The 23,337-nt window shown below is 70.8% G+C and carries 16 protein-coding genes; 11 read left to right on the top strand and 5 right to left on the bottom strand.

Translation table 11 applies throughout. The annotated features are described in order from the left end of the window. Positions 1-279: 279 nt before the first annotated feature. Both WME97_RS35805 and WME97_RS35810 read left to right on the top strand, forming a co-directional pair. The gene (locus WME97_RS35805) at positions 280-1,803 is read left to right on the top strand and encodes a lamin tail domain-containing protein (RefSeq protein WP_437555558.1); all 1,524 of its coding nucleotides are present in this window, start codon (positions 280-282) and stop codon (positions 1,801-1,803) included. Positions 1,804-2,164: 361 nt separating this feature from the next. Beyond that, complete coding sequence (locus WME97_RS35810; protein WP_437544383.1) at positions 2,165-2,569, top strand: hypothetical protein; 405 nt, start codon at positions 2,165-2,167, stop codon at positions 2,567-2,569. A 13-nt stretch (positions 2,570-2,582) separates the two neighbouring features. On the opposite strand, the gene pssA is transcribed toward WME97_RS35810, so the two are convergent. The 5 genes from pssA to WME97_RS35835 form a co-directional block, all read right to left on the bottom strand. Beyond that, positions 2,583-3,509 carry a CDP-diacylglycerol--serine O-phosphatidyltransferase gene (pssA, locus tag WME97_RS35815; RefSeq protein WP_437544385.1) on the bottom strand — a complete coding sequence of 309 codons (927 nt, stop codon included), beginning with the start codon at positions 3,507-3,509 and terminating at the stop codon, positions 2,583-2,585. A 94-nt stretch (positions 3,510-3,603) separates the two neighbouring features. After that, positions 3,604-9,624 (bottom strand): AAA family ATPase, encoded by a 6,021-nt coding sequence (locus WME97_RS35820; RefSeq protein ID WP_437544387.1) that lies wholly within the window; start codon positions 9,622-9,624, stop codon positions 3,604-3,606. Positions 9,625-9,805: 181 nt separating this feature from the next. Continuing rightward, positions 9,806-10,444 (bottom strand): hypothetical protein, encoded by a 639-nt coding sequence (locus tag WME97_RS35825; protein WP_437544389.1) that lies wholly within the window; start codon positions 10,442-10,444, stop codon positions 9,806-9,808. A gap of 6 nt (positions 10,445-10,450) precedes the next feature. Next, entirely contained in the window at positions 10,451-11,854 is a 1,404-nt protein-coding gene (locus tag WME97_RS35830) for a selenium-binding protein SBP56-related protein (RefSeq protein ID WP_437544391.1), read from the bottom strand. 247 nt (positions 11,855-12,101) lie between these two features. Continuing rightward, the gene (locus tag WME97_RS35835; protein ID WP_012239378.1) at positions 12,102-12,458 is read right to left on the bottom strand and encodes an antibiotic biosynthesis monooxygenase family protein; all 357 of its coding nucleotides are present in this window, start codon (positions 12,456-12,458) and stop codon (positions 12,102-12,104) included. Between the two features lie 605 nt (positions 12,459-13,063). On the opposite strand from WME97_RS35835, the gene WME97_RS35840 reads away from it, so the two are divergent. The 9 genes from WME97_RS35840 to WME97_RS35880 all read left to right on the top strand — a co-directional run bounded on the left by WME97_RS35840 (position 13,064) and on the right by WME97_RS35880 (position 23,303). After that, a complete protein-coding gene (locus WME97_RS35840; RefSeq protein WP_437544393.1) occupies positions 13,064-14,182 on the top strand; it encodes an NAD-dependent epimerase/dehydratase family protein in 1,119 nt (372 codons plus the stop codon). Beyond that, on the top strand, positions 14,179-15,315 hold the full coding sequence (locus tag WME97_RS35845) for an SDR family NAD(P)-dependent oxidoreductase (RefSeq protein ID WP_437544395.1): 1,137 nt from the start codon (positions 14,179-14,181) through the stop codon (positions 15,313-15,315). Before WME97_RS35840 ends, WME97_RS35845 begins: the two co-directional genes overlap by 4 nt. Beyond that, positions 15,312-16,613: a TIGR04295 family B12-binding domain-containing radical SAM protein gene (locus WME97_RS35850; protein WP_437555560.1), complete on the top strand. Its 1,302-nt coding sequence runs from the start codon at positions 15,312-15,314 to the stop codon at positions 16,611-16,613. Before WME97_RS35845 ends, WME97_RS35850 begins: the two co-directional genes overlap by 4 nt. After that, positions 16,606-17,778: a glycosyltransferase family 4 protein gene (locus WME97_RS35855; RefSeq protein ID WP_437544397.1), complete on the top strand. Its 1,173-nt coding sequence runs from the start codon at positions 16,606-16,608 to the stop codon at positions 17,776-17,778. Before WME97_RS35850 ends, WME97_RS35855 begins: the two co-directional genes overlap by 8 nt. Continuing rightward, on the top strand, positions 17,769-18,914 hold the full coding sequence (locus tag WME97_RS35860) for a CgeB family protein (protein WP_437544399.1): 1,146 nt from the start codon (positions 17,769-17,771) through the stop codon (positions 18,912-18,914). Before WME97_RS35855 ends, WME97_RS35860 begins: the two co-directional genes overlap by 10 nt. Continuing rightward, positions 18,911-20,050, top strand: coding sequence for a CgeB family protein (locus WME97_RS35865; RefSeq protein ID WP_437544401.1), 1,140 nt, complete (start codon positions 18,911-18,913; stop codon positions 20,048-20,050). The genes WME97_RS35860 and WME97_RS35865 overlap by 4 nt, the downstream gene beginning before the upstream one ends. After that, complete coding sequence (locus tag WME97_RS35870) at positions 20,047-21,210, top strand: CgeB family protein (protein WP_437544403.1); 1,164 nt, start codon at positions 20,047-20,049, stop codon at positions 21,208-21,210. The genes WME97_RS35865 and WME97_RS35870 overlap by 4 nt, the downstream gene beginning before the upstream one ends. Further along, on the top strand, positions 21,207-22,214 hold the full coding sequence (locus WME97_RS35875; RefSeq protein WP_437544405.1) for a UDP-glucuronic acid decarboxylase family protein: 1,008 nt from the start codon (positions 21,207-21,209) through the stop codon (positions 22,212-22,214). The genes WME97_RS35870 and WME97_RS35875 overlap by 4 nt, the downstream gene beginning before the upstream one ends. A 129-nt stretch (positions 22,215-22,343) precedes the next feature. Next, positions 22,344-23,303, top strand: a complete 960-nt coding sequence (locus tag WME97_RS35880) for a hypothetical protein (RefSeq protein WP_437544407.1) — start codon at positions 22,344-22,346, stop codon at positions 23,301-23,303. The last annotated feature ends 34 nt before the right edge of the window (positions 23,304-23,337 follow it).

The raw sequence follows: 23,337 nt of genomic DNA on the forward strand, positions 1-23,337 counted from the left end.
CGTCGGGTGTCGTCCGTCCGTGACCGGAACGGCATCATCACTGCATGGAACAGGGACGAACGCGACACCGCCGCGCCCTCGTTCCGTGCTGTAATGAGACACTCCTGACAAACCCCCTCGTTTTGCTCGCATTTTCAGAGGAGAATTCAACAGGGAGGCGGGGAGACGGGGAGATCGGTGGTATTTCACTCCCCGCCTCCCCGACTCCCTGTGAATCTTCCCGGGAAATTCGAGGGGATGCTTCAGGAGACCATCCCCAGAAAGGCCTGGTGCAGCGCTATGCGATCGACGTCTTCCCTCTTGAAGCGATGCTTATGGGTTCGGCTGACTCTGCTCGCCTCGGCGCTCGCCATGTCCGCGTGCGCGGCCGATCTGCCGCTCGACGTGGACGAGGGCGCGGAGGCGGAGCTCCTCGGCGAGCACAGCGACGCGCTGTCGACGCGCGTCCGGCTCATGGCCGCCAACATCACGAGCGGCAACTACCAGAGCTACGATCCCGGGCACGGCGAGCGCATCCTGCGGGGAATCAAGCCAGATATCGCTCTGCTGCAAGAGTTCAACTACGGCGGCAACACCACCTCCGAGCTCCGCGCCTTCGTGGACGCGGCGTTCGGCGCCGGGTTCAGCTACTACCGCGAGAGCGGGGCGCAGATCCCGAACGGGATCGTGAGCCGGTGGCCGATCGTGGCGTCCGGCGAGTGGGACGACACGTCGGTGAGCAACCGGGACTTCGCGTGGGCGCGCATCGATATCCCCGGCCCCGGCCACGTGTTCGCGATCAGCGTCCACCTCCTGACGTCCAGCGCGGGGGCGCGCGACACGGAGGCGCGGAACCTCGTCTCGTTCATCGAGGCGAACGTGGCCCAGGGCGATTACCTGGTCATCGGCGGCGACTTCAACACGGCGAGCCGGACCGAGGCGTGCGTCTCGAGCGTCTCGGACGTCGTCGTCACGGCCGGGCCCTATCCCGCCGACCGGAACGGGAACGCGAACACCAACGCCGGCAGGACGAAGCCCTATGACTGGGTGCTCGTCGACGGCGACCTGGAGGCGTACGAGACGGCCGTCGTGATCGGCGGGAGCAGCTTCGCGAACGGCCTGGTGGCGGACACGCGCGTCTACTCGCCGCTCTCCGAGATCAGCCCCGCGGTCTCGTCGGACAGCGGCGCCCCGAACATGCAGCACATGGGCGTCGTGCGCGACTTCCTGGTCCCCGACGGCGGCGGCGGGGCCGGCGGCAGCGGCGGAGCCGGCGGCAGCGGCGGGAACGGCGGCAGCGGCGGGACCGGCGGCAGCGGCGGGGCCGGCGGCAGCGGTGGGACCGGCGGGGGCACGGGCACCGCCGCCGTGATCATCAACGAGGTCCTCGCGAACGAGCCGGGCAGCAACACGGCCGGCGAGTTCGTGGAGATCGTCAATGTCGGCACGGCCGCGGCGGCCCTCGCCGGCTGGACGCTCTCCGACGGCACGTCGACGCGGCACACCTTCCCGACCGGCGCGTCGCTCGCGCCCTCGACGGCCATCGTGGTGTATGGCGGCGCCTCCGCCGTGCCGAGCGGCAGCGGGGCCGTCGCCGCGTCCACGGGGTCGTTGAACTTCGGCAACAGCGGGGACACGGTCAGGCTGCGAAACGCCTCGAGCGCGACCGTGGACACCGTCACCTACGCGAGCGGGCTCGCGGCGCAGGACGGCGTCTCGATGAACCGCAGCCCCGACGCCTCCCCGGGAGCGCAATTCGCCCTGCACAGCGCCCTTGGCGCGAGCGCCTCTCCGGGCCGTCGCGCGAACGGCTCGGCGTTCTGAGGCGCCGCCCGGACGAACGTGGATTGCCCCGCTGGCCCCGGGTCGCCATGACCCGAGGCCGCCCCTGAACCAGCATTTGCAGAGGAGTCGATCGGGCTGGTCCCGCAGAGCGGCCAACCGGCTCCTTCGCCCCAGATCTCTGCGACAGCCCATCGAGGTCGAGCGCTGAAGCGCCGCGTGCGCCGCCAGCACGAGCCTGCTCGCGGCCGCGCGAGGGGTGTAGCCCGGTGGCCGGTACACAGGGTTGACGGTCAGCGCCAGGGCGCTAGATGGTGAACCGCGTCAAGGCCGGACAGAGGCCTGACGTACAGCCGATCGTTCGAGACAAGCATCGTTCTCTCAAGGGCAGGAGGGGTGATCCATGAGCAGGCTACGCCGCGGTCTCGCTACCCTGGCCGTCGTGTCGCTCACGTCGGCGGCCGCCTATGCGCAGATGATGATCTATGCGTATTCCGGGCCGACCACCAGGGACGGAGGGGTCACCGGGACCACCCATCGAACGTTCACCTATGTGTCGATGGGCAGATGGGAGGCACGAACGAAAAATATCTGGAATGATGGGCTGCAGGACCCCGAAAAGGTGGATTACTATCTCGAGTACGACAGAGGGCCCGGGAAGGTCTGCTTGAGCCACGAGCAGCAGGACCCGATCTGTCTCCTGGACGACGGGATCTACACCTATCGCGCGTGGCCGGGGTCCCCGAGCGCCGAGGTGAAATGGTGGAAGCAGCAGGGGAACGGATACTGGCAGTCGGGGAGGCCGTGATCGGCGGGCCGCGCTACGGCCGCTCCTCGCCGCCCCCGGCGCGCGCCTCGAGCGCAGCCGGACCGCCGCGCCGCAGCGCCGGGAGCCGCCAGAGCGACTCGATGACGCCGAGCAGGACATAGACGCCGAGCCCCCAGGCGAGGACGAGCGCGGGCCCCCAGCGGACGGAGAGGAGCGCGCTCGAGCCGAGCGCGAGCGCGATGGCCAGCAACGTGCGGGGGCCCGGCCGGAGATCCTTGAACGAGCGGAACCGGAGGGTCGACACCATCAGCATCGAGACGAGCAGCGTCGTCGCGAGGACCGCCCGCGCGACGCCGGCGCCGCCGAGCTGCCCGCCCGCGCCGCGGTGGGTCATGACGATCGCTATCAGGATCCCCGCCGCGCCAGTGACAGGGAGGCCCACGATGTACCTCGCGGGCGACGGCGGCCCGCCCGCCTCGCCCATGGAGAGGACGTTGAAGCGGGCGAGCCGGATCGCGCCGCACGCGGCGAACACGGACCCGCCGAGCACGCCGGCGAGACCGAGGCGGTGGAGCGACCACTGATACACGAGCAGCGCCGGGGCCACGCCGAAGGAGACGAGATCGGCCAGCGAGTCGAGCTGGACCCCGAACGCGCTCTCGGTCCGGGTCATCCGCGCGACGCGGCCATCGAGCGTGTCGGCGAGCATCGCGACGAGGATGAGGAGCGCGGCGCGCCGGAGGTCGTCGTCGGACCGCGCGGAGGCCGAGAGCCGTATCGCGTCGAAGCCGCAGAAGACCGAGGACAGCGTGATCAGGTTGGGAAGGAGGTACAGGGCCCGCCTTGGCGCGGGCCGCGGCCGCTCCGGCGCCACCTCGCCGCGCGGGCGCTCGGGGCGCGCGCTCGTCGCCTGCCCCGGGCCCGCGTGACACCACGGCCCGACGCCGGTGTCCCACGCTGCTGGAGGATGTTCTGACATGGTGCCGATCCCGCGCTATAGGGGCGCCGCGGCTGAAGGCCGCTGCCCGATGAGCGCGCCTGGCCGGCCTCGTAGTACACGAGGCCGCTCGCGTTCAAGCGTTTCCTGGGATGCGTTCCAGGCCGTCGTCGTCAGCCCTGTGGCGTGGCGTCTCGTCCTGATTGCCCACCGCCGGGGAACGCAACGGGAGCTCCACGACGAACGTCGCTCCAGCGTTGGGTTTGCTCTCCACCCGGACGGTCCCGCCATGCGACGTCACGATCCAGCGCACCAGATACAGGCCGAGGCCGAGGCCGCCGAAATTGCGCACCGACACCGCGCGCTCGAAGCGATTGAAGATCCTGGCCTGATCCTCCTCGGCTATCCCGATCCCCTGATCTCGGACGGTGATCAACGCCGAGTCCCCCTGCCTGCGCACGCCCACGTGAATGGGCTGATGCATGCCGTACTTCATCGCGTTCGACAGGAGGTTCTGCAGGACCTGCTCCAGGCGGGATCTGTCCCAGAACCCGACCACCGGCTCGTCCATGTCGAGCTCTGCCCGGCAGCCGGCCGCCGCGAGCTGAGGCGCCACCCGCTCGACGATGTCGCGGGTCAGGCGGGTGAGCTCGATTGGCTCGCACGCCAGCGTCAATCGTCCGGCGTTCAGCCTCGAGACATCGAGCAGCTCGTTCACCAGATTCCCGAGCCGCGCGCTCTGCCGATGGAGGACGCGGAGCATGGTCTCGATCCGCCCTGGGTTGAGGTGCGCAGACGGGTCGTGACGCAAGAGCCGCTCGGTCCTCTGGATCTGCATTTGCAACGATGTGAGCGGGGTCTTGAGCTCATGAGAGGCGATCGTGAGGAATTCGTCCCGCCGCCCGATCGCCTCCCGGGCCAACGCGTACAGCCGGGCGTTGTCGAGCGCGAGGCCGGCACGGCGCCCCAGCTCCTCGGCCAGCGCAAGGTCGGCGGGCCCATAACGACGCTGCGGCGCGGTTGCGAGCAGGAACATGACCCCGAGGCATCGATCGCGCGCGATGAGCGGAACGCGAAGGTAGGCGTGGACGCCGAGCTGCTGCATCAGGGGCAGGGCGCGGGCGTCCCCGATCTCGGCCTCGGTCGACGTCGCCGCCGCGGGGGGCGTCAGCGCCTTGCGCAGCGCCTGGATTTCTTCGAGGCGCACCCCTGAGGCGGCGGTGCCGAAGATCGCGTCGTCCTCGGAGAGGACGCTGACGAGGCACTGGTCGGAGAGCTCGGGCACCGCGAGATCGGCCACGCTGGCCAGCGTGGCGTCGTAGCCCAGCGCCATCAGCTTGCGGCTCGCCTCGGCCAGAAAGCGCTGGGCCCGCTCGGCCTGCTTGCGCTCGGTGATGTCGGTGGAGATGCCGCAGAGCGCGCGCGGCGCGGCGCCCTTGCCGAGAGGAAATTTGACCGACAGGAAGGTGCGCGGCCCATCGGAGAGCGGCAGCTCCTCCTCCCATTCCATGGGCGTTCCCGCCTCGAGCACCTTCCGGTCGTGGTCGCGAAGGGCCTCCGCGATCGGACCGGGGACGATCTCCGCGTCGGTCTTCCCGAGGAGCTGCTCGCTCGGCACGCGAAACAGGTCGCACACGCGCTGATTGGCGAGCAGGAAGCGGCCCTCGCGGTCCTTGAGGTAGATGGCCGCCGCCGAGTTGTCGACGATGCCCTGGAGGATCTCTTGATTGGCCTTGAGCTCCTGCTCCGCCCTCCGCCGCTCGGAGTTCTCCTCCTCGAGATCGGAATAGAGCATGGCATTCTCCAGCGAGATCGCCGTCTGCGAGGCGAGCAGCTCGAGCACGTTGAGCCGTCCGGGGGTGAACGCCCCGGCGACCAGGCTGTTCTCCAGGTAGAGGACGCCGAGCAGCCGGGTCTGGCGCGCGATGGGGAGGCATAGCAACGACCTCGGCCGCCTGCGCGTGAAGTACTCGTCCTCCAGGAACGGGTGAGGGGCGGTGGCGTCGTCGAGCAGCACGCGCTCGCGGCTGCGGCGAACATAGTTGAGGATCGATCGCGGAAGCGCCGCCGTCGACGCCTCGCCCAGATCGAGCGATCGCACCGCCCCCCCGCTCGCCTCGATGGCGGCCGCTGTCGACAGGCGCTCGCCGCGGACGAGGAGCACAACCCCATCATCGGCGCCTGCGTGCTCGACAACGACGCGCAGCAAGGTCTCGAGCAGGCGCGGCAGCTTGAGCTCCCCGGAGATGCTCTGGGAGGCCTTGACCACCGAGAGGACGTCGAACTGCTCGGCCCGCAGCGCGAAGGTGACGGTGGGGGCGATGGGCTTGCGCTCCACGAGGTGGGGGTAGCGCTGGTCGAGCTGCTCGACTTTGGCATGAGCGCCCCAGCGGAAGTAACCGGCGCGGGCCATCTGCAGGTAGGCGTCGGCGGCGATGGGAAGGCCGCGCGCGCGGCTGAACCCCGCGGCGAGCTCGCACGCGATGGCATCGTGCTGGACGAAGCCGTGCTCCCGCGCCGACGAGATGGCTTGCTCGTAGAGCCGGCTCGCCTCGGCGTCGTGCCCCAGGAGCCGGGCGATCTCGGCGCGCACCAGGGCGTGCTTGTGGAGGAAGTTCTCGGGGCAGTTGTCCGCCCACACGCCGAGCTGCCTCTCGCCCGCGAGGAGGCCATCGGAGAGCTCCCGCGGCGACGACGGCGGCTCTTCGCAGGCGGCGGCGAGCGCGAGCGTCCGATAGAAGACGAACTCGACGATCAACGGTCCCATCTCGAACCGCCAGGCTTGCTCGGCGCTCGCGATGGTCGTCGCCGCGACCGCCTCCCTGGGGTGGCCGAGCACGAACAACGCCTGTGCTTTCAATATATAGTAGAAGCAGTGAGCCCCCTCCAGATCCTTCGGATCCAGCCGCGCCTCGAAGGCTGCCTGATCCAGGACCGATCCGTCCAGCATCGAGAGGCGGACTGGCCTCCCTCGCAGCGCCTGGATCAGGCAATGAATACCGAGGAGAATGTCATGAGAGAACGCATGACGGGCTCTGCGCACGAAGCCAAGGCGTTCTTCGACCTCATGAAGGACGTCCTCGAGAGGCTCGCCGCAGGAGAGCGCGAACAGCGGGGAGTACTGGCAGTTGCTGCATGCCAGGTGCAGATCGCCGGACTCGATCGCGGCGTTGAAGCCGATACGCGCATAAGAGGGAGCCTCCCGGTAGTGCCGCCGCCAGAAGCTCAGGTGATGACCGAATATGGTAAACACGTAGGACTTCGTGAGGAGGCTGCTCCCGTCGGCCAGGCGGCAGGCGAGCTCGCCGAAGCGGAAAGCCTCCTTGTATCTCCAGTACCTCCGGCCGATCTCGACCGCGAAGGTGCTGTACGCGTGGGCGGAGCTCTCGGCGTTGCCGTGGCGCAGGCTGAGCTCGATCTTGCGCACGACGATGAGATACATCAGGTTCGGGTCCACGAAATAAGAGGCGAGGGCCACGCCTCGCAGGACCCCCATCGCGACCTTGATCTCCGGGTGCGTCATCGGGGGCAGGCGGATCAGATCCTCGATCGCCCGGTCCCCCAGCGCCTGCCACACGCGCTCGGTCTCTTCTTCGGCCTGGGCATCGGTGGGATGGATCGGTAAATCGATGCCGAAGGCGCGGAGGCACCGGAGCCCGAGCTCCAGCGCGCGGGCGCTCTGCCTGCGGGTCACATGGAAACCGACCGCGAGCTCGACGACCGCGGCCCTCTCGAGCTCGGTCCGGGATCGAGACATGAGCTCTTCGAAGAGCGGCTCGGCGTCTTCGAAGCTGCCTGTGACGTACGCGGCGTAGGCGCGCTCGAAGGTCAGGTCGTAGGTCAGCTCGTACTGCGTCTCCCAGCGGTCCGGCGCGAGCAACGCCATGCCCGCGGCGAAGTGGGCGGCCGCGCCGTGGAACGCCGCCGCGGCCTTGGCCTTCCTGCCGGCGCGGAGGTTCAACGCGGCGAGCTCTTCCCTCTCCGCCCGGGAACGGACGAGCGCCGCGCCGCGGTTGAGGTGACCGACGACGTCGAAGATCATGTCGTCACGCTCTTCCGCGCGCTGTCGCTTCAAGAGCAGCCAGCCGATCCCCAGGTGCACCTCGGCGAGCTGTCCCGCCGGGATCAGCGCGTAGGCGGCTTGCTGCACCCGATCGTGGAGGAACCTGTAGGTCCCGCCCTGACCCACGATCAACCCCTCCTGCACGGCCGCATCGAGCGCCTCGCGGAGCTCTGCCGCCGGCCGCTTCGCGACCACCGCGAGGGTGTCGAGATCCAGGCGGCTGCCCAGACACGCGGCGAGCTTGAGCGCCTCCAGCGCCAGGACCGGGAGCCGCCTTAGCTTTTCCGTCATCAGCTCGACGACGTTATCGGTGAAGCCCTTGTCGCGGATCGCGGCGATGTCCCACCGCCATGCGCCGGCCTCCGCGTCGAGGGTGATGAGCCCCTCCTGATGGAGCGCGATCAAGAACTGGAGCACGAAGAACGGGTTGCCACCGGTCTTCTCGTAGACCAGGCGCGCGAGGGGCTCGGCCTGCGCCGCGCTGGCGTGGACCGCCTCGGCCACGAGCGCCCCGACGTCAGCCCCCGAGAGCGGCGCGAGGACGACGTCGGAGACGACGGCGCCGCGCTTCTTCGCCTCGGCCAGCATGCGCGGAAGCGGGTGCGCAGGGGCGACCTCGTTGTCGCGATAGGCGCCGAGCAGGAGCAGGTGCGCGGTCTCGGTGCACGTCACGAGCTGCTCGACGAGCTTCAAGCTGGCCGCGTCAGCCCACTGAAGATCGTCGAGGAAGAGCACCACAGGGTGCTCTTTCTGGGCGGTCGCCGCGACGAAGCGCTGGAATGTCGCGAGCAGCCGGCTCTGGGCTTCGGTTGCCGGAAGCTCGGGCATGGGCTCTTGCGGGCCCACGAGCTGCTCGACCTCGGGCAGCACGTCGGCAAGCAGCCGACCGTTCGGGCCAAGGGCCTCCCGGAGACGCTGCCGGAAGCGGTCGACCCGCTCCTCGCTGGCGGAGAGGATCTCCTGCAAGAGACCCCGAAACGCCAGGAGGAAAGGAAGGTAGGGGATGTTCCTGTTGTATTGGTCGCACTTGCCGGAGAGGAAACACCCCCGCTCCCGCACCACCGGGCTGTGCAGCTCGGCGACGAGCGACGTTTTGCCGATGCCCGAGTACCCCGACACGAGCACGAGCTCCGTCCGGCCCTGCGCCACCACCCGCTCGAAGGCGGCGCGCAGCGCCTCGACCTCGCGCTCGCGTCCATAGAGCCGCTGCGGGACCTGGAAGCGGTCGGAGAGGTCACGCTGCCCGAGCGCAAAGGCCTTTATGGTGCCGGTGGCCCGCCACGCCGCGAAGCACGCCTCCAGGTCGTGCCGCAGGCCGAGCGCGCTCTGGTAACGCTCCTCGGCGGCCTTGGCCAGCAGCTTGAGCACGACGGCGGACAGGGGCGGGGGAACGGAGGGCACGATCACGTGGGGCGGGAGCGGCGTTCGGGCGATGTGGCAATGCACCCATTCCAGGGGATCACGCGCCTCGAAGGGCAGGCGGCCCGTGAGCATCTGATAGAACGTGACCCCGAGGGAGTACAGGTCGGTCCGCTCGTCAATCCAGCGGTTCATCCGGCCCGTCTGCTCCGGAGCCATATAGGCCAGCGTCCCCTCGATGAGACCGGCGTGGGTGAGGTTCTGGGACTCGCGAGGCGCTCGGGAGGCGATGCCAAAGTCGGTGATCTTGACCTCGTCGGTATCCGGGTTGTAGAGCAGGTTTTGAGGCTTGATGTCCTTGTGGATGAGGTGATGCCGATGCAGCTCGGCGAGCGCCGCGGCGATGCGGAGGGCGAGGGGGAAGAAGCGCTCGAGCGGCATCGGCTCGCCGAGGAAAAGATCAAGCGGGCGGCCCCCGAAGTCCTCCAGGATCAGCGCAGACTGGCCGTGGAGCGCGTCGATCGCGCAAGGCTTGACGACGGCGGGAGCGTCGATCGCGCTGGCGATCTCGTACTCGTGGAGCAGCCGCCCGAGAGCGCGGGGGTCGGCGTGGTCGCGTCGCAAGACCTTGAGCACCACCGGCCGGTCGTCTTCTTTACGACGCGCTCGAAAGACGAGGGTATCTGCCCCTTCGTGGAGAAGCTCGAGCTTGACATACCGTGAATCCCTGGCCATGCGAGAGCCTTGGAAGACGATCGGGCTGGGTCAGCGCGACGCGCGCCAAATTTATAGAGTTGTCGGGCACGGTTGCACATCGCGCAGAGGTGCGCAGGCGGGCCGCCGTCGACTCTCGGGGTGTTGAGGGGGTGCGGTCGAGCTCTGGAGCCAGGCTGTCGCCCGGTCGCCCGTCACAACGTCAGAGCAGCGCCGCGATGACGCCGGCCCCGATGAGCGCGACGGCCCAGGCCCGATCGAGGTTGAACCAGGCGGTGCGAAGGATGGCGACGCCGAGCTTGTGATAGACAACGAGCGCGACCGCGGCGGCCGCCGCCATCATGGCGGCCGTGTGGACGAGGACGGCGGCGAGGTAGCCGAGCGGGCTCGCGAGCGACAGGCCAGCCGCGTTGTGACACCCGCCGCCGTGGCACGGAGCGGGGCTGCCTTCGCCGAGCAGGAAGACCGGGAGCAGCATGAGCCCCGCGCCGTGCGCGGTGGCCATCAGGAAGGACCACCAGGTCAGGTCGAGGAAGCCAACGCGCATCCCGACCCACCTCGGGTGGCGCGGCCTCACCAGCTTGAGCACGCCGTACGCGACGAGCGCGGCCGCCGTGAGCCACCGCAGCGCCGCGGCGGGGACGCTCGCGAGCCCGATCCCGAGCAGCGCGACCGTGAGGCCGATCGACGCCGCGTGGCCGAGCGCGATCGGGACGAGCGCCCGCCGCACCGCGCCGCTGCTCTTCTCCTGCAGGCCCAGGGCGACCGCGAACAGCCAGCCCATGCCAGGGTTGATGCCGTGATAGGCGCCGAGGAGCGCCAGCGTGAGCCAGGGCATCATGGCCGGCTAGGGGTAGCAGAACGAGTCGGACGACGCGTCGCCCCCCTCGAGCCGCACCTGGTGAGGGCGCAGCGGGCCAAAATCGACGAAGAACTCGGGATCGACCGTCAGGCCCCCGCCCGCCGCCACATCGACCTTGGCCATCCAGCCACCGACGCCCTCGGGATAGAACTGCTCGTCCCACGATGCGTAAAGCGAGTTGGTGAAGTAGACGCGCCTGCCGTCGCGGCTCACCTCGACCATCTGCGGCGCGCCCCGCAGCGGCCCGGAGCGGGGATGCGCCGCCCGGCGCACGATGCCGCCGAGGTGCACGGAGCCAACCAGCTTCGGGTGGAACGGGTCGGATACATCGTACTGGCGGAGCTCGCCTGTGCCCCAGCAAGACACGTAGAGGAACCGGTCGTCGAGGGAAAGGTTGATGTCGGTGATCAGCGGCGGCACCGCCTTGAAGCCCTTGAGCAGCGGCGGCAAGAGGTCGGGATCCGCGGGCTCGGCCGGCACCTCGATCACCTTGCGGATCGCCCACCGGTCGCCGTCGCGATGCCAGAGCCAGATCGAGGCGGAGAGGTCCTTGACGCTCACGACGACGCCGACGAAGCCATAGGCCTTGGTCGGGTCGTGGGCGGGGCGGAGCTCCAGCGCCATCTGGTGCTCATCGCCGAGATCCAGCGCCTGGAGGTGCTTGCGCTTCCGCAGGTCCCATACATGAACGCGGTGACCGTACTTCTTGCCGAGCAGGAGCTCTGGATTCACGCCGTCCTCGATCATCTTCGGCGTCCCCCACTCGCTCGTGAGGAGGGTGTCGTGGCCGAGGTGCCACCAGAAGTCGTAGTGGAGGAACTGCGGCCCGCGATCGATCTCCCATCGTCCGAGCACATCGAAGCTCTCGCAGTCGAGCACGAAGATGCCCCCGGGCCCGTCGCCGTCCGGGCCGCCGAGCGCGCTCACGTAGATGCCGTCGGGGCCGCAGTGCAGCGTGTGCGGGCGCGAGTAGCCGGCCCGCTTCGCGATCTCCTCGGCGCGCACCGTGTGAACGAGCTCGGGGCGGCGCGGGTCCGGCTTGACGTCGAAGACGAAGATGTTCGACGAGCGGAGCGCCGGGAGCAGGAGAAAGCGGCGCTCGACGTGGGGGTGCGGCGCGTAGGGGCACAGGGCCGCGCTGCACGCGTTCCAGCCGGAATGGTGCAGCTCGTCGCCGTAGGTCGGCAGCTCGTTGACCGAGACCAGGGTGCCATACGCCGGCGACCTCGGATCGAGATCGACGACCGTGAGCGCGTCATGGCGCAGCTCGCCCGGGCGCTTCAGCGCGGCGCCAGCGTCGAGCGCGGTCACGTAGGCCAGCCGCTCGGGCGGCGCCTCCATCGCCAGGCGCGGCGACGGGTAAAAGGTGGGATCCGGACGAAACCGCATGCGCTGCGTCTCCTTGGTTCTGGGCGTTCGCGTGTTCTTCCAGGCACCGCCGGCGAGGACGGCGCGCGCTGCCCGCGGAACGAGGCCGTGAAGGGCGGCAAGCGACCTGGCGATGCGCCTCCTCCCCGGGCGGCTCCGCGCGTCGGGCCGGGTTCAATCAGACCGTCGACGTGGATCCGTTATAACAGAGGTCTCGGACCGGGTCTACCGTCCCGGCAGGCCCCGCGCTCGATCGCCGGCGCGCTCCCTACCCCTTCAGATCGGTGCTGAGGAACACCTCGTGGATATCGAGCTTGCTCGGGCCCGCGAACATCTCCTTCGGCGCGCGGTTCCGGTGCGCCTCCGCGAACGCGGGGCTCCTCGTCCAGGCGATGAAATCGTCCATGGACCGCCACCAGGTCTTCACCTCGTAGAACCCCTGCGCGTCCGGGTCCGGGCTCCACGCGCCGGTCGCGTGGTCCAGCTTCATCGGCTTCGGCCTGTGGACCTCGTTCCGGATGAAGCCGGGCGCCTGATCGACCAGGTGGACCCTGTTCTTGAAGCGATCCTCGAAATCGGCCTCGTGGCCCTCGGCGACGGGAATGCGGTTGGTGACGACGATCATCGCTCCTCTCCTTCTTGCTCGTACGGGAGGCCCGCGCGCTGCGGGCGGCGGCAAGCTTAGCAGCACCTGTGCCCGGCCGGGGCCGCGCGGCGCTGGCGCCGCCCGCGCGCTCCCGCGCTGGCGCCGCTCGCACGCCGGCAGAATGCCTGGGAATCCCCCGGAGCTCAACGCAATGCAGCTGGCGACACGCAAGCGATCAGAAGCATCGCTACGGATGCACCCTAACCGCTCCGACGTCAGCGGATCTCGCGCACTCGAACGGTACAGACTGGCCCGGTAGACAGACGGGAAAGCCCCTATGGGCTCGCCAGACTCGAGCATTCCGCAGCGGAGCACGGAAAATCGCACGGAGCGGGCCCTTGTTGAATACCTCACAAACCGTGTTGCGTGATCGTGAGTCGCATGATACTCGGATGGCGTCTGGGGCAACGATCATGCCCTGTTTGCAACGAACGGAGCCGAACACGACGCGCAGCGATCCGCCGGAGCACGATGTCATCACAAGGGAACCTCGTCCTCCGGCCTCATCTGGCCTCGCTCGCCTCGCCTGTTCTGCCCGGGCCCGCGGCGCCTCCGCCGCGCGCTGATCATCGAACCAGAGGGATATGACGAGTCACGTCCTCATCACCGGTGGAGCGGGGTTCATCGGCTCTCACGTCGCCGACGAGCTCCTGCGCCAGGGGGTCCGCGTCCGGGCGCTCGACAGCCTGGTCCCTCAGGTGCACGGCCCCGACCGCAGCCGCCCGTCGTACCTCGACCCGGAGGTCGAGCTCATCGTGGGTGATGTCCGCGACCGGGACGCGGTGAAATCGGCGCTCCGCGGCGTGGACGCGGTCGTCCACTTCGCGTCCGCGGTCGGGGTCGGACAGAGCATGTACAAGATCGCGGAGTACACCTCGATCAACAACCTCGGCACCGCCGTGCTCCTCGAGGAGCTCGCCGCGAAGCCGGTCTCGAGGCTGCTCGTCGCCTCCAGCATGAGCGTGTATGGCGAGGGGCTCTACCGGGCGGCCTCCGGCGCGGTGGTCCCCGGCGCGAGCCGGCCGCTCGAGCAGCTCAAGCGCGGCGACTGGGAGGTCCGGAGCGAGGCCGGCGAGGCGCTCGTGCCCATCCCGACGCCCGAGTCCAAACCCCCGTCGCTCGAGTCGGTCTATGCGCTCTCCAAGTACGACCAGGAGCGGCTCTGCCTGATGATCGGGCGCGCGTACCAGATCCCGACCGTCGCCCTCCGCTTCTTCAACGTCTACGGCCGCCGTCAGGCCCTCTCCAACCCGTACACCGGCGTCCTCGCCATCTTCGCCGCGAGGCTCCTCAACGACCGTCCGCCCGTGATCTTCGAGGACGGGCTGCAGCGGCGCGATCTCGTGAGCGTCACCGACGTCGCCCGCGCCTGCGTCCGGGCCCTCGGCGCCGACGGCGCGGTGGGCCAGGTGCTCAACATCGGCAGCGGGCGGTCGTACACCGTGCGCGAGGTCGCCGAGCGCGTGCGCGACGTGATGGGGAAGAGCGGTATCGAGCCCGAGATCGTCGGGAAATCCCGGCTGGGCGACGTCCGGCACTGCTTCGCCGACATCGGCGCGGCGCAGCAGAAGATCGGGTATGCGCCCCGGGTCTCGCTCGAGGAGGGGCTCCGCGATCTCGCCGACTGGCTCGAGGGGCAGGTGGCGAAGGACGCTGTCGCCCAGGCCCGCGCCGAGCTTGAATCCAGGGGGCTGACGGTATGAGCGCCGCGGCGGATGGCCCGGGCGGCGCGACCGCAGCGCCGGGGCGCCCGGCGCTGATCACCGGCGGCGCCGGCTTCATCGGGGCCAACCTGGCCCACCGCCTGCTCCAGGCGGGAGAGACGGTGATCCTCTTCGACAACCTCTCCCGCCCCTCGGTGGCGCGCAACGTCGAGTGGTTGAGGCGCACCCACGGCGACCGCGTCACGCTGATCACCGGCGACGTGAGGGACGCCCGCGCGGTCGCGGCCGCGGTCCGGCGCGCCTCCAGCGTCTTCCACTTCGCTGCCCAGGTGGCCGTGACCACGAGCCTCGTCCAGCCGGTGGAAGACTTCGAGATCAACGCCCGCGGGACGCTCAATGTCCTCGAGGCGCTCCGCGCCGAGAGCGCCCCGCCGCCGCTCCTCCTCACGTCCACCAACAAGGTGTACGGCGGCCTCCCCGACGTCCCGCTCTCGTGCAGCGGCCGGCGCTACGAGCCCGTGGATCCGGAGCTCCGGTCCTCCGGCGTCTCCGAGGCCCGCCCGCTCGATTTCCACAGCCCCTACGGCTGCTCCAAGGGCGCGGCGGACCAGTACGTCATCGATTATGCCCGCACCTTCGGGCTCCCCGCGGCGGTGTTCCGGATGAGCTGTATCTACGGTCCTCGCCAGTTCGGGACCGAGGACCAGGGGTGGGTCGCGCATTTCCTCCTCCAGGCGCTCCGGCGGGAGCCGATCACCCTTTACGGCGACGGGATGCAGGTGCGGGACGTGCTCTTCGTCGACGACCTCGTCGACGCGCTCCTCCTCGCCCGCAGGGACATCCGGCAGATCTCGGCGTCGGCGTTCAACGTCGGCGGGGGGCCGGAGAACACCCTCAGCCTGCTCGAGCTGCTCGACCTCATCGAGGAGCTCGACGGCAAGCGCCCCCTGATCGGCTTCGAGGGGTGGCGGCCGGGTGATCAGCGGTACTACGTCTCCGACTGCCGCCGGCTCTCCGCGGCCACGGGGTGGTGGCCGCGCGTCCGGGTCCGCGACGGGGTGCGCAGGCTGCACGGCTGGCTGCGGGAGATGACCGAGGCGACCGGCGCCGCGAAGGCCGCCGCCGGCGCCGGCCAGCCCGCGAAGGAGCCGTGCGCGGGGGGCGTCCGGTGAGGTTCGCGCTCGTCAACCCGGCCTGGAGCTTCGAGGGGAGCATCTATTTCGGCTGCCGCGAGCCTCACCTGCCCCTCGAATACGGCTACGCCAGGGCGCTGCTCGAGGCCGCGGGGCACGAGGCGACCGTCGTCGACGCCCAGGCCCGGGGCCTCGCCGACGGCGCCCTCCGCGACGAGGTGGCCGCGCTCCGCGCCGACGCGATCGTGGTGACCACCGCGCCGAGCTACCTCTTCTGGCGCTGCGCCCCGCCCGAGCTCCGCGTCCCGCAGCAGGCGCTCCGCGCGCTCCACGGGCTGCCAGGGCTCCGGCTCGCGGTGGGCCCCCACGCCTCCACCACCCCCCGCGCCACCCTGCGCAAGCTCGGCGTCGACGCCGTGGTGATGGGCGAGTGCGAGGACGTGCTGGTGGAGCTCGCCGATCGCCCGCGATCGCGCTGGGGCGAGATCGACGCGATCGCCTGGCTGGACGGCGACGAGGCGCGCGTGCAGGGCGGCCCGCGCGCGTCGGACATGGCCCGGCTGCCGGCCCTCCGCTGGGACGAGGCCACGGTGGCGCGCCACGCCCACCACCACCACCGCTTCGACACCGCGCCGATCGGCCCCGGCGCCGAGGTCGAGGCGTCGCGAGGGTGCCCGTACCACTGCACCTTCTGCGCGAAGGACAACTTCCGCGACGGCTACCGCAAGCGCCCGCTCGAGGTGCTCCTCGACGAGATCGACGGGCTCGTCGCCCAGGGCGTCCGATACGTCTACTTCATCGACGAGATCTTCCTGCCGGATCGCCCGCTGCTCGAGGCGCTCGTCGATCGCCCGGTGTCGTTCGGCGTCCAGATGCGCGTCGACAACTGGAGCCCGGAGATGCTCGACCTGCTCGGGAGAGCGGGGTGCGTCTCGATCGAGGCAGGGGTGGAGAGCATCACCCGGGAGGGCAGGAGCCTCTTGGCCAAGCGCTGCAGGCTCTCGACCGAGCAGCTCGGCGATCTCCTGATCCACGCCAAGAAGAGCGTCCCCTTCGTCCAGGCGAACCTGATCCAGTCGGCGACCGACGATCCCGCGGACGTCGCCGCCTTCCGGGAGCGGCTCCGGCAGCACGGCGTGTGGGCGAACGAGCCGGTGCCGATGTTCCCTTACCCGGGCTCGCCCGAGTACACGATGCGCTGGGGCGCCCCCGACGACGAGGCGTGGGAGCGCTCGGTCGCACACTACCTCGATCGGTTCGACCACTTCAGCGACCTCCAGGACAGCCGCCCTCTCCCGCTCTCCGCGCTGGAGATCGCGCCCCCCGGCCATGGCTGACGCCGCGCGCGCCCCCGGCTCCGTCCTGATGACCGCCGACACGGTGGGGGGCGTCTTCTCCTACGCGATCGAGCTCGCGCGCGCGCTCGCGGCGCGGGGGGTCCGGACGTCGCTGGCCACGCTGGGCGGGCCGCTCTCCGCGCCCCAGCGCGAGGCCGCGGGCCGCGTGCCCGGGCTCGCCGTCTTCGAGAGCTCCTTCCGGCTCGAGTGGATGGAGGATCCCTGGGACGACGTCGCGCGCGCCGGGGACTGGCTCCTCGAGCTCGAGGAGCGCGTCCGGCCGGCGCTGATCCACCTGAACGGCTACGCGCACGGCGCGCTCGGCTTCCGCGCCCCGAAGCTCGTGGTGGCCCACTCGTGCGTCCTCTCCTGGTGGGCCGCGGTCCTCGGCGGGGAGGCGCCGCCGCGGTACGATCGCTACCGGCGCGAGGTGGCCCGGGGGCTCGCCGCCGCGTCGGCGGTGGTGGCCCCGACCCGGGCGATGCTCGACGCCCTCCTGCGCCACCACGGCCCGCTCCCCGGGGGCGCGCGGGCGGAGGTGATCCCCAACGCCGCCGACCCCGCGCGGTTCGCCCCGCGCCCCAAGGACGAGCTCGTCCTCGCGGTCGGGCGGCTCTGGGACCAGGCCAAGAACATCGAGGCGCTCGGCGAGGTGGCCCCTCACCTGCCCTGGCCGATCCAGGTGGCCGGGAGCGACGTCCGCCCGGACGGAGGCGCGGGCGCCATACCCCTCCCCTCGCCCCTCCCCTCGCTCGAGCACCTCGGCGTGCTCTCGCCGTCCGCCGTCGCCGCCGCGCTCGGCCGCGCGTCGATCTACGCTCACCCGGCCCGCTACGAGCCGTTCGGCCTGTCGGTCCTGGAGGCGGCGCTCTCCGGGTGCGCCCTCGTCCTGGGCGACATCCCCAGCCTGCGCGAGGTCTGGGGGGACGCGGCCCTCTACGTGGATCCCGGCGACACGGAGGCCCTCCGGCGCGCGCTCCGGACGCTCATCGACGCGCCCGGCGCGCGGCGCGAGATGGCCACGCGCGCCCGCGCCCGCGCCCTCGGCTTCTCGCCGCGCCGGATGGCCCGGGGCTACATGCGCCTCTACGGCGAGCTCCTCGGTCGCGGGCCTGGCGAAGAAGAGCGCTCGCCGTGGAGAGGGGAGCACGCGCCATGCGCATAGCCCTGTTCTGCCACTCCCTGCTCTCCGACTGGAACCACGGGAACGCGCACTTCCTCCGCGGCGTGGTCACCGAGCTCGCCGAGCGCGGGCACGAGGTCCGCGCCTTCGAGCCGAGGGACGCCTGGAGCCTCCAGAACCTCGTCGCCGATCACGGCGAGGCGCCGCTGCGCGAGGTGAGGGAGGTCTACCCGCGCCTCGATCCGATCCGGTACGACCTTGCCTCGCTCGATCTGAACGAGGCGCTCGAGGGCGCCTCGCTCGTCCTCGTCCACGAGTGGAGCGAGCCCGAGCTGGTCGCCCGCATCGGCGCGCATCGGGCACGCGCGTCGCGCGCGCCGTACCGGCTGCTCTTCCACGACACACACCACCGGTCGGTCACGGATCCCGGGGCGATGGCCCGCTACGACCTCGCCCACTACGACGGCGTCCTCGCCTTCGGCCGGGTGATCCGCGACCTCTACCTCGAGCGCCGCTGGGCCCGCCGGGCCTTCGTCTGGCACGAGGCCGCGGACGTCCGCGTGTTCCGCCCGCGCCGCGGGGCCCAGCCCGAGCGCGATCTCGTGTGGATCGGCAACTGGGGCGACGAGGAGCGCACCCGCGAGCTCGACGCGTTCCTGATCGGCCCGGCGCGCGATCTCGGCCTCTCCGCCCGCGTGCACGGGGTGCGTTACCCCGACCACGCCCGCGCCGCGCTCGACGCGGCCCGCATCGAGCACCGGGGCTGGCTCCCCAACTACCGCGCTCCCGAGGCGTTCGCGCAGGCCAGGGTGACCGTCCACGTCCCGAGGAGGCCCTACGTCGCCTCGCTCCCGGGGATCCCGACCATCCGGCCGTTCGAGGCCATGGCCTGCGCCATCCCGCTCGTCTGCTCGCCGTGGAGCGACGCGGAGGGGCTGTTCTCGCCCGGCCGCGACTACCTCGTCGCCCGGGACGGCGACGAGATGAAGCGGCGCCTCGCGGCCCTCCTCGCCGAGCCCGCCCTGGCCGCCGAGCTGGCGGAGCGGGGACGCGCGACGATCCTCGCGCGCCACACGTGCGCCCACCGGGTCGACGAGCTCCTCGCCATCGCCGCCGAGCTCGGCGTCGAGGTCGATCGCCCCGCGCCCGCCGCCCCACCCCAGCGAGCCACGTCATGAACCGACGCAACCCACGCCCGACCGCGAGCCGATCGCTCGACATCGCCTTCTTCGGCTCGAGCCTCGTCTCCGCCTACTGGAACGGAGCCGCCACCTACTACCGCGGCATCCTCCGCGCCCTCGCGGCGCGGGGGCACCGCATCACCTTCCACGAGCCGGACGCCTACGATCGCCAGAAGCACCGCGACATCGAGGACCCGCCGTGGGCCCGCGTGGTCGTCTACTCCGGCGCCGACCCCGCGGAGCCCAGGCGGCTCGTCGAGCAGGCGCGGAGCGCCGACGTTGTCGTCAAGGCCAGCGGCGTCGGCGTCTTCGACGAGCTGCTCGAGGCCGAGGTCGCCGCGCTCGATCGGCCGGGGCTCACCACGATCTTCTGGGACGTCGACGCCCCAGCCACGCTGGAGCGGGTCCGCGCCGCGCCGTCGGATCCCTTCCGCGCGCAGATCCCCCGCTTCAACCTGGTCTTCACCTACGGCGGCGGCGACCCGGTGGTGCGCGGCTACGAGGCGCTCGGCGCGCGGCGCTGCGCGCCGATCTACAACGCGCTCGACCCCGAGACCCACTTCGAGGTCCCGCCAGATCCTCGATTTCATTGCGATTTTGCGCTGCTCGCCAACCGCCTCCCGGACCGGGAGCGGCGCGTGGAGGAGTTCTTCCTGCGGCCCGCGGCCGCGCTCCCCGGGCTCCGGTTCCTCCTTGGCGGCAGCGGCTGGCAGGACAAGGTCATGCCCCCGAACGTCCGCTACGTCGGGCACGTCTACACGGCGGATCACAACGCCTTCAACGCCAGCGCCCGCGCGGTGCTGAACGTGGCCCGCGACAGCATGGCGTCGGTCGGCTTCTCCCCGGCGACCCGGGTCTTCGAGGCCGCGGGCGCGGCCGCGTGCCTCGTCACGGACGCGTGGGAGGGCATCGAGCTCTTCCTCGAGCCCGGGCGCGAGGTGCTTGTCGCGAGGAGCGGCGACGACGTCGCGGAGATCCTCCGGGCGCTCACGCCCGAGCGGGCCCGCGCCATCGGCACGGCGGCGAAGCAGCGCGTGCTCGCGGGGCACACCTACGCCGAGCGCGCGAGGCAGGTCGAGGCCCTGCTCACCCGCCCTGACGGCGCAACCCTCACCGCGATCGCGCCGCCGTGAAGCCCATCTCCTTCGTCTTCCTGGGCCTGTCGATCACCTCGTCGTGGGGCAACGGCCACGCGACGACGTACCGCGGGCTGCTCAAGCGGCTGGCCCAGCGGGGGCACAGCGTGCTGTTCCTGGAGCGGGACCTCTCGTTCTACGCCGAGAACCGCGACCTCCCGAGCCCGCCCTACGGCCGGACCGAGCTCTACCGGGGGCTCGACGATCTCCGCGCGCGCTTCGGGGGCGCGGTGCGCGACGCGGACCTGGTGGTCGTCGGGTCCTACGTGCCCGACGGCGCCGAGGTCGGCGCCTGGGTGACGGAGACGGCGCGCGGGAAGACCGCGTTCTACGACATCGACACGCCGGTGACGCTCAAGCAGATCGAGCGGGGCGGCGCCGGGTACCTGTCTCCGGCGCTGATCCCGCGGTACGACCTGTACCTCTCGTTCACCGGCGGCCCGACGCTCGAGCGGCTCGAGCGCCGCCACGGGGCGAAGCGGGCGCGGCCGCTCTACTGCGCGGTGGATCCGGACGAGTATTTCCCGGAGCGCGCGCCGCCCCGGTGGGATCTCGGCTACCTCGGCACGTACAGCGCCGATCGCCAGCCCACGCTGGACCGGCTCCTCGTCGCGCCGGCGCGCCGCTGGGGGCGAGGCTGCTTCGTGGTCGCCGGCCCGCAGTACCCCGCGGACATCGGCTGGCCCACCAACGTCGAGCGCACGGATCACGTCCCGCCGGGCGAGCACCGCGGCTTTTACGGCGCGCAGCGCTTCACGCTCAACGTCACCCGCCGGGACATGATCGAGGCGGGGTACTCGCCGAGCGTGCGCCTCTTCGAGGCCGCGGCCTGCGGCGTGCCGGTGATCAGCGACGACTGGCCGGGCCTCGACGAGCTGTTCGAGCCGGGCAAGGAGATCCTGGTCGCCCGCTCCCCGGAGGAGGTGCTCCACCTGATCCGCGAGCTCCCCGAGCGGGAGCGGATCGCGATCGGCCAGCGGGCGCGCGAGCGCGTGCTCGCCCGCCACACAGCGGCGCACCGCGCCGAGGCGCTGGAGAGATACACCCGGGAGCTGCTCGACGGGCAGGACGCGCCGGAGCGCCGGAGCGCCCGGGAGACCGGGGACGATGACGTCGACGTGGGGAGTCGACCTGGAGAGGAGGTCAGAGAGACATGAGCGCAGCGCTCCGCATCCTGGTGACCGGGGGCGCCGGATTCGTCGGCTCCCACCTGTGTGATCGGCTGATCCGGGAGGGCCACGAGGTCGTCGCGCTCGACGATCTCTCGACGGGCTCCCGGGCCAACGTCGCCCATCTCCTCTCTCACCGGCGCTTCCGGCTGGTGGAGCACGACGTGATGCAGCCGTACGAGCGGGAGGTCGACCGCATCTACAACCTCGCCTCGCCGGCGAGCCCGCCGCATTACCAGCGCGATCCGGTCCGGACCACGCTGGTCAACGTGCTCGGCGCGCTCCACGCGCTGAAGCTCGCCGAAGGCTGCGGGGCGCGGGTCTTCCAGGCGTCGACCAGCGAGGTCTACGGCGATCCCGAGGTCCACCCGCAGCCGGAGGGCTACCGGGGCGCCGTGAACCCGATCGGGATCCGCTCCTGTTATGACGAGGGGAAGCGGTGCGCCGAGTCGCTGCTCATGGACTTCCACCGCCGCGGCGTCGAGGTGCGCCTGGCGCGGATCTTCAACACGTACGGTCCGCGGATGGCGCCCGATGACGGTCGGGTGGTGTCGAACTTCATCGTGCAGGCGCTCCGGGGTGAAGACCTCACAGTGTACGGCGATGGCTCCCAGACACGGAGCTTCTGCTACGTGGAGGACCTCATCGACGGGATCGTCCGGCTGATGGAGCACCCGACCGAGACGGGCCCGGTGAACCTGGGCAATCCCGAGGAGTTCACGGTGCTCGAGCTCGCCGAGGAGGTGCTCCACCTGACCGGGAGCCGGGGTCGGGTGGTGTTCCGTCCGCTGCCCGAGGACGATCCGAGGCAGCGGCAGCCGGTGATCGACCGCGCGCGGCGGGTGCTCGGCTTCGAGCCGAAGGTGCCGTTGCGCACGGGTCTGCGCCGCACGATCGAGGGTTTCCGGAGCGCGCTCGGGCTGGGTCATCGCGCACCTGGGCTCCCGGTGTCGGACGAAGACGCACCGTTGCCCCGTGCGGCGAACGGCTGAGCCGAGCCGACCGTAGAGTCGCTGCGGCGCCCATGATACCATCAGCTCTCTGACGCCCGATTGTCGCACAGGGCCGTGCGGCGAACGGCAGGGGCACTGTGCCCTTAACTTAGAGCGAAGGAGAGCGGCATGGATCTCAGGGCATGGTGCGCGGCGCTCTGCGCGGCGACGGTGGGTCTCGTGGGCTGCGGCGGGGACTCGGGAACGAGTGGTACCAACGGTTCGTCGGACGGCTCGGGCTCGGGCGACGAGCCGGCGGGGGGTACCAGCGGCCAGGGGGGTTCCTTCGGCGAGGGGGTCGGCTCCGGCATCGGGTCCGGCAGCGGGACCACCGGGGGAGGAGGCAGCGGCGCGGGCTCCTCGGGGTGCGAGCACGTCGATGTCGTGTTCGCGCTCGACAACTCCTCGAGCATGGATGAGGAGAAGGCAACGATGCGCGACGTCGTGTTCCCGGCGTTCGCGCAGGCGTTGCTCGATATCGATAGCATCCGCGACTTCCGCGCGGCCGTGATGGACGCCTGCCCCCTTCCCGCGAACTTCCACACGCGCGGCGCCGCGGGCGATTGCTCGTTCCAGAGCGGCAAGGCGTGGATGGAGAGCTCGAGCACCGCCCTCACGAGCGAGTTCCAGTGCGCTGCAGATCTCTACGGGGACGACGTCGAGTGCACAGGTGACAGCGACGACGAGCAGCCCGCGTCCTCCGTCGCCGCCGCGCTGGAGCCGCCGTTCTCGACCGCCGAGAACGCGGGGTTCCTCCGCGACGACGCCCTGCTCGTGGTGGTGACGATCAGCGACGAGGACGAGCAGCCCGTCCCGAGCCAGACGCCGCAGCAGATCCACGATCGGCTGGTCGCCGCGAAGGGCGACGCGAAGAACGTGGTGTTCCTCGGCATCGCCGGGAGGCGGCAGTGCGAGGGCGCTTATGGGGACGCGGAAGCGGCCCGGGACATGCAGGAGCTCGTGGACCTGTTCGCCGCCGACGGCCGTGGGTTCTTCTGGGATCTGTGCGAAGGGAACCTCGAGGACGGCCTCACCAACGCCTTCGCGGCCATCGAAGAGGCGTGTGTGGAGTTCGTGCCCATCAACTGACCGCACCGGCGAGGCGAGCTGACGAAGGGCGGCG

This window comes from Sorangium sp. So ce367 (genome assembly GCF_051520455.1).
Lineage (GTDB): Bacteria > Myxococcota_A > Polyangia > Polyangiales > Polyangiaceae > Sorangium > Sorangium cellulosum_B.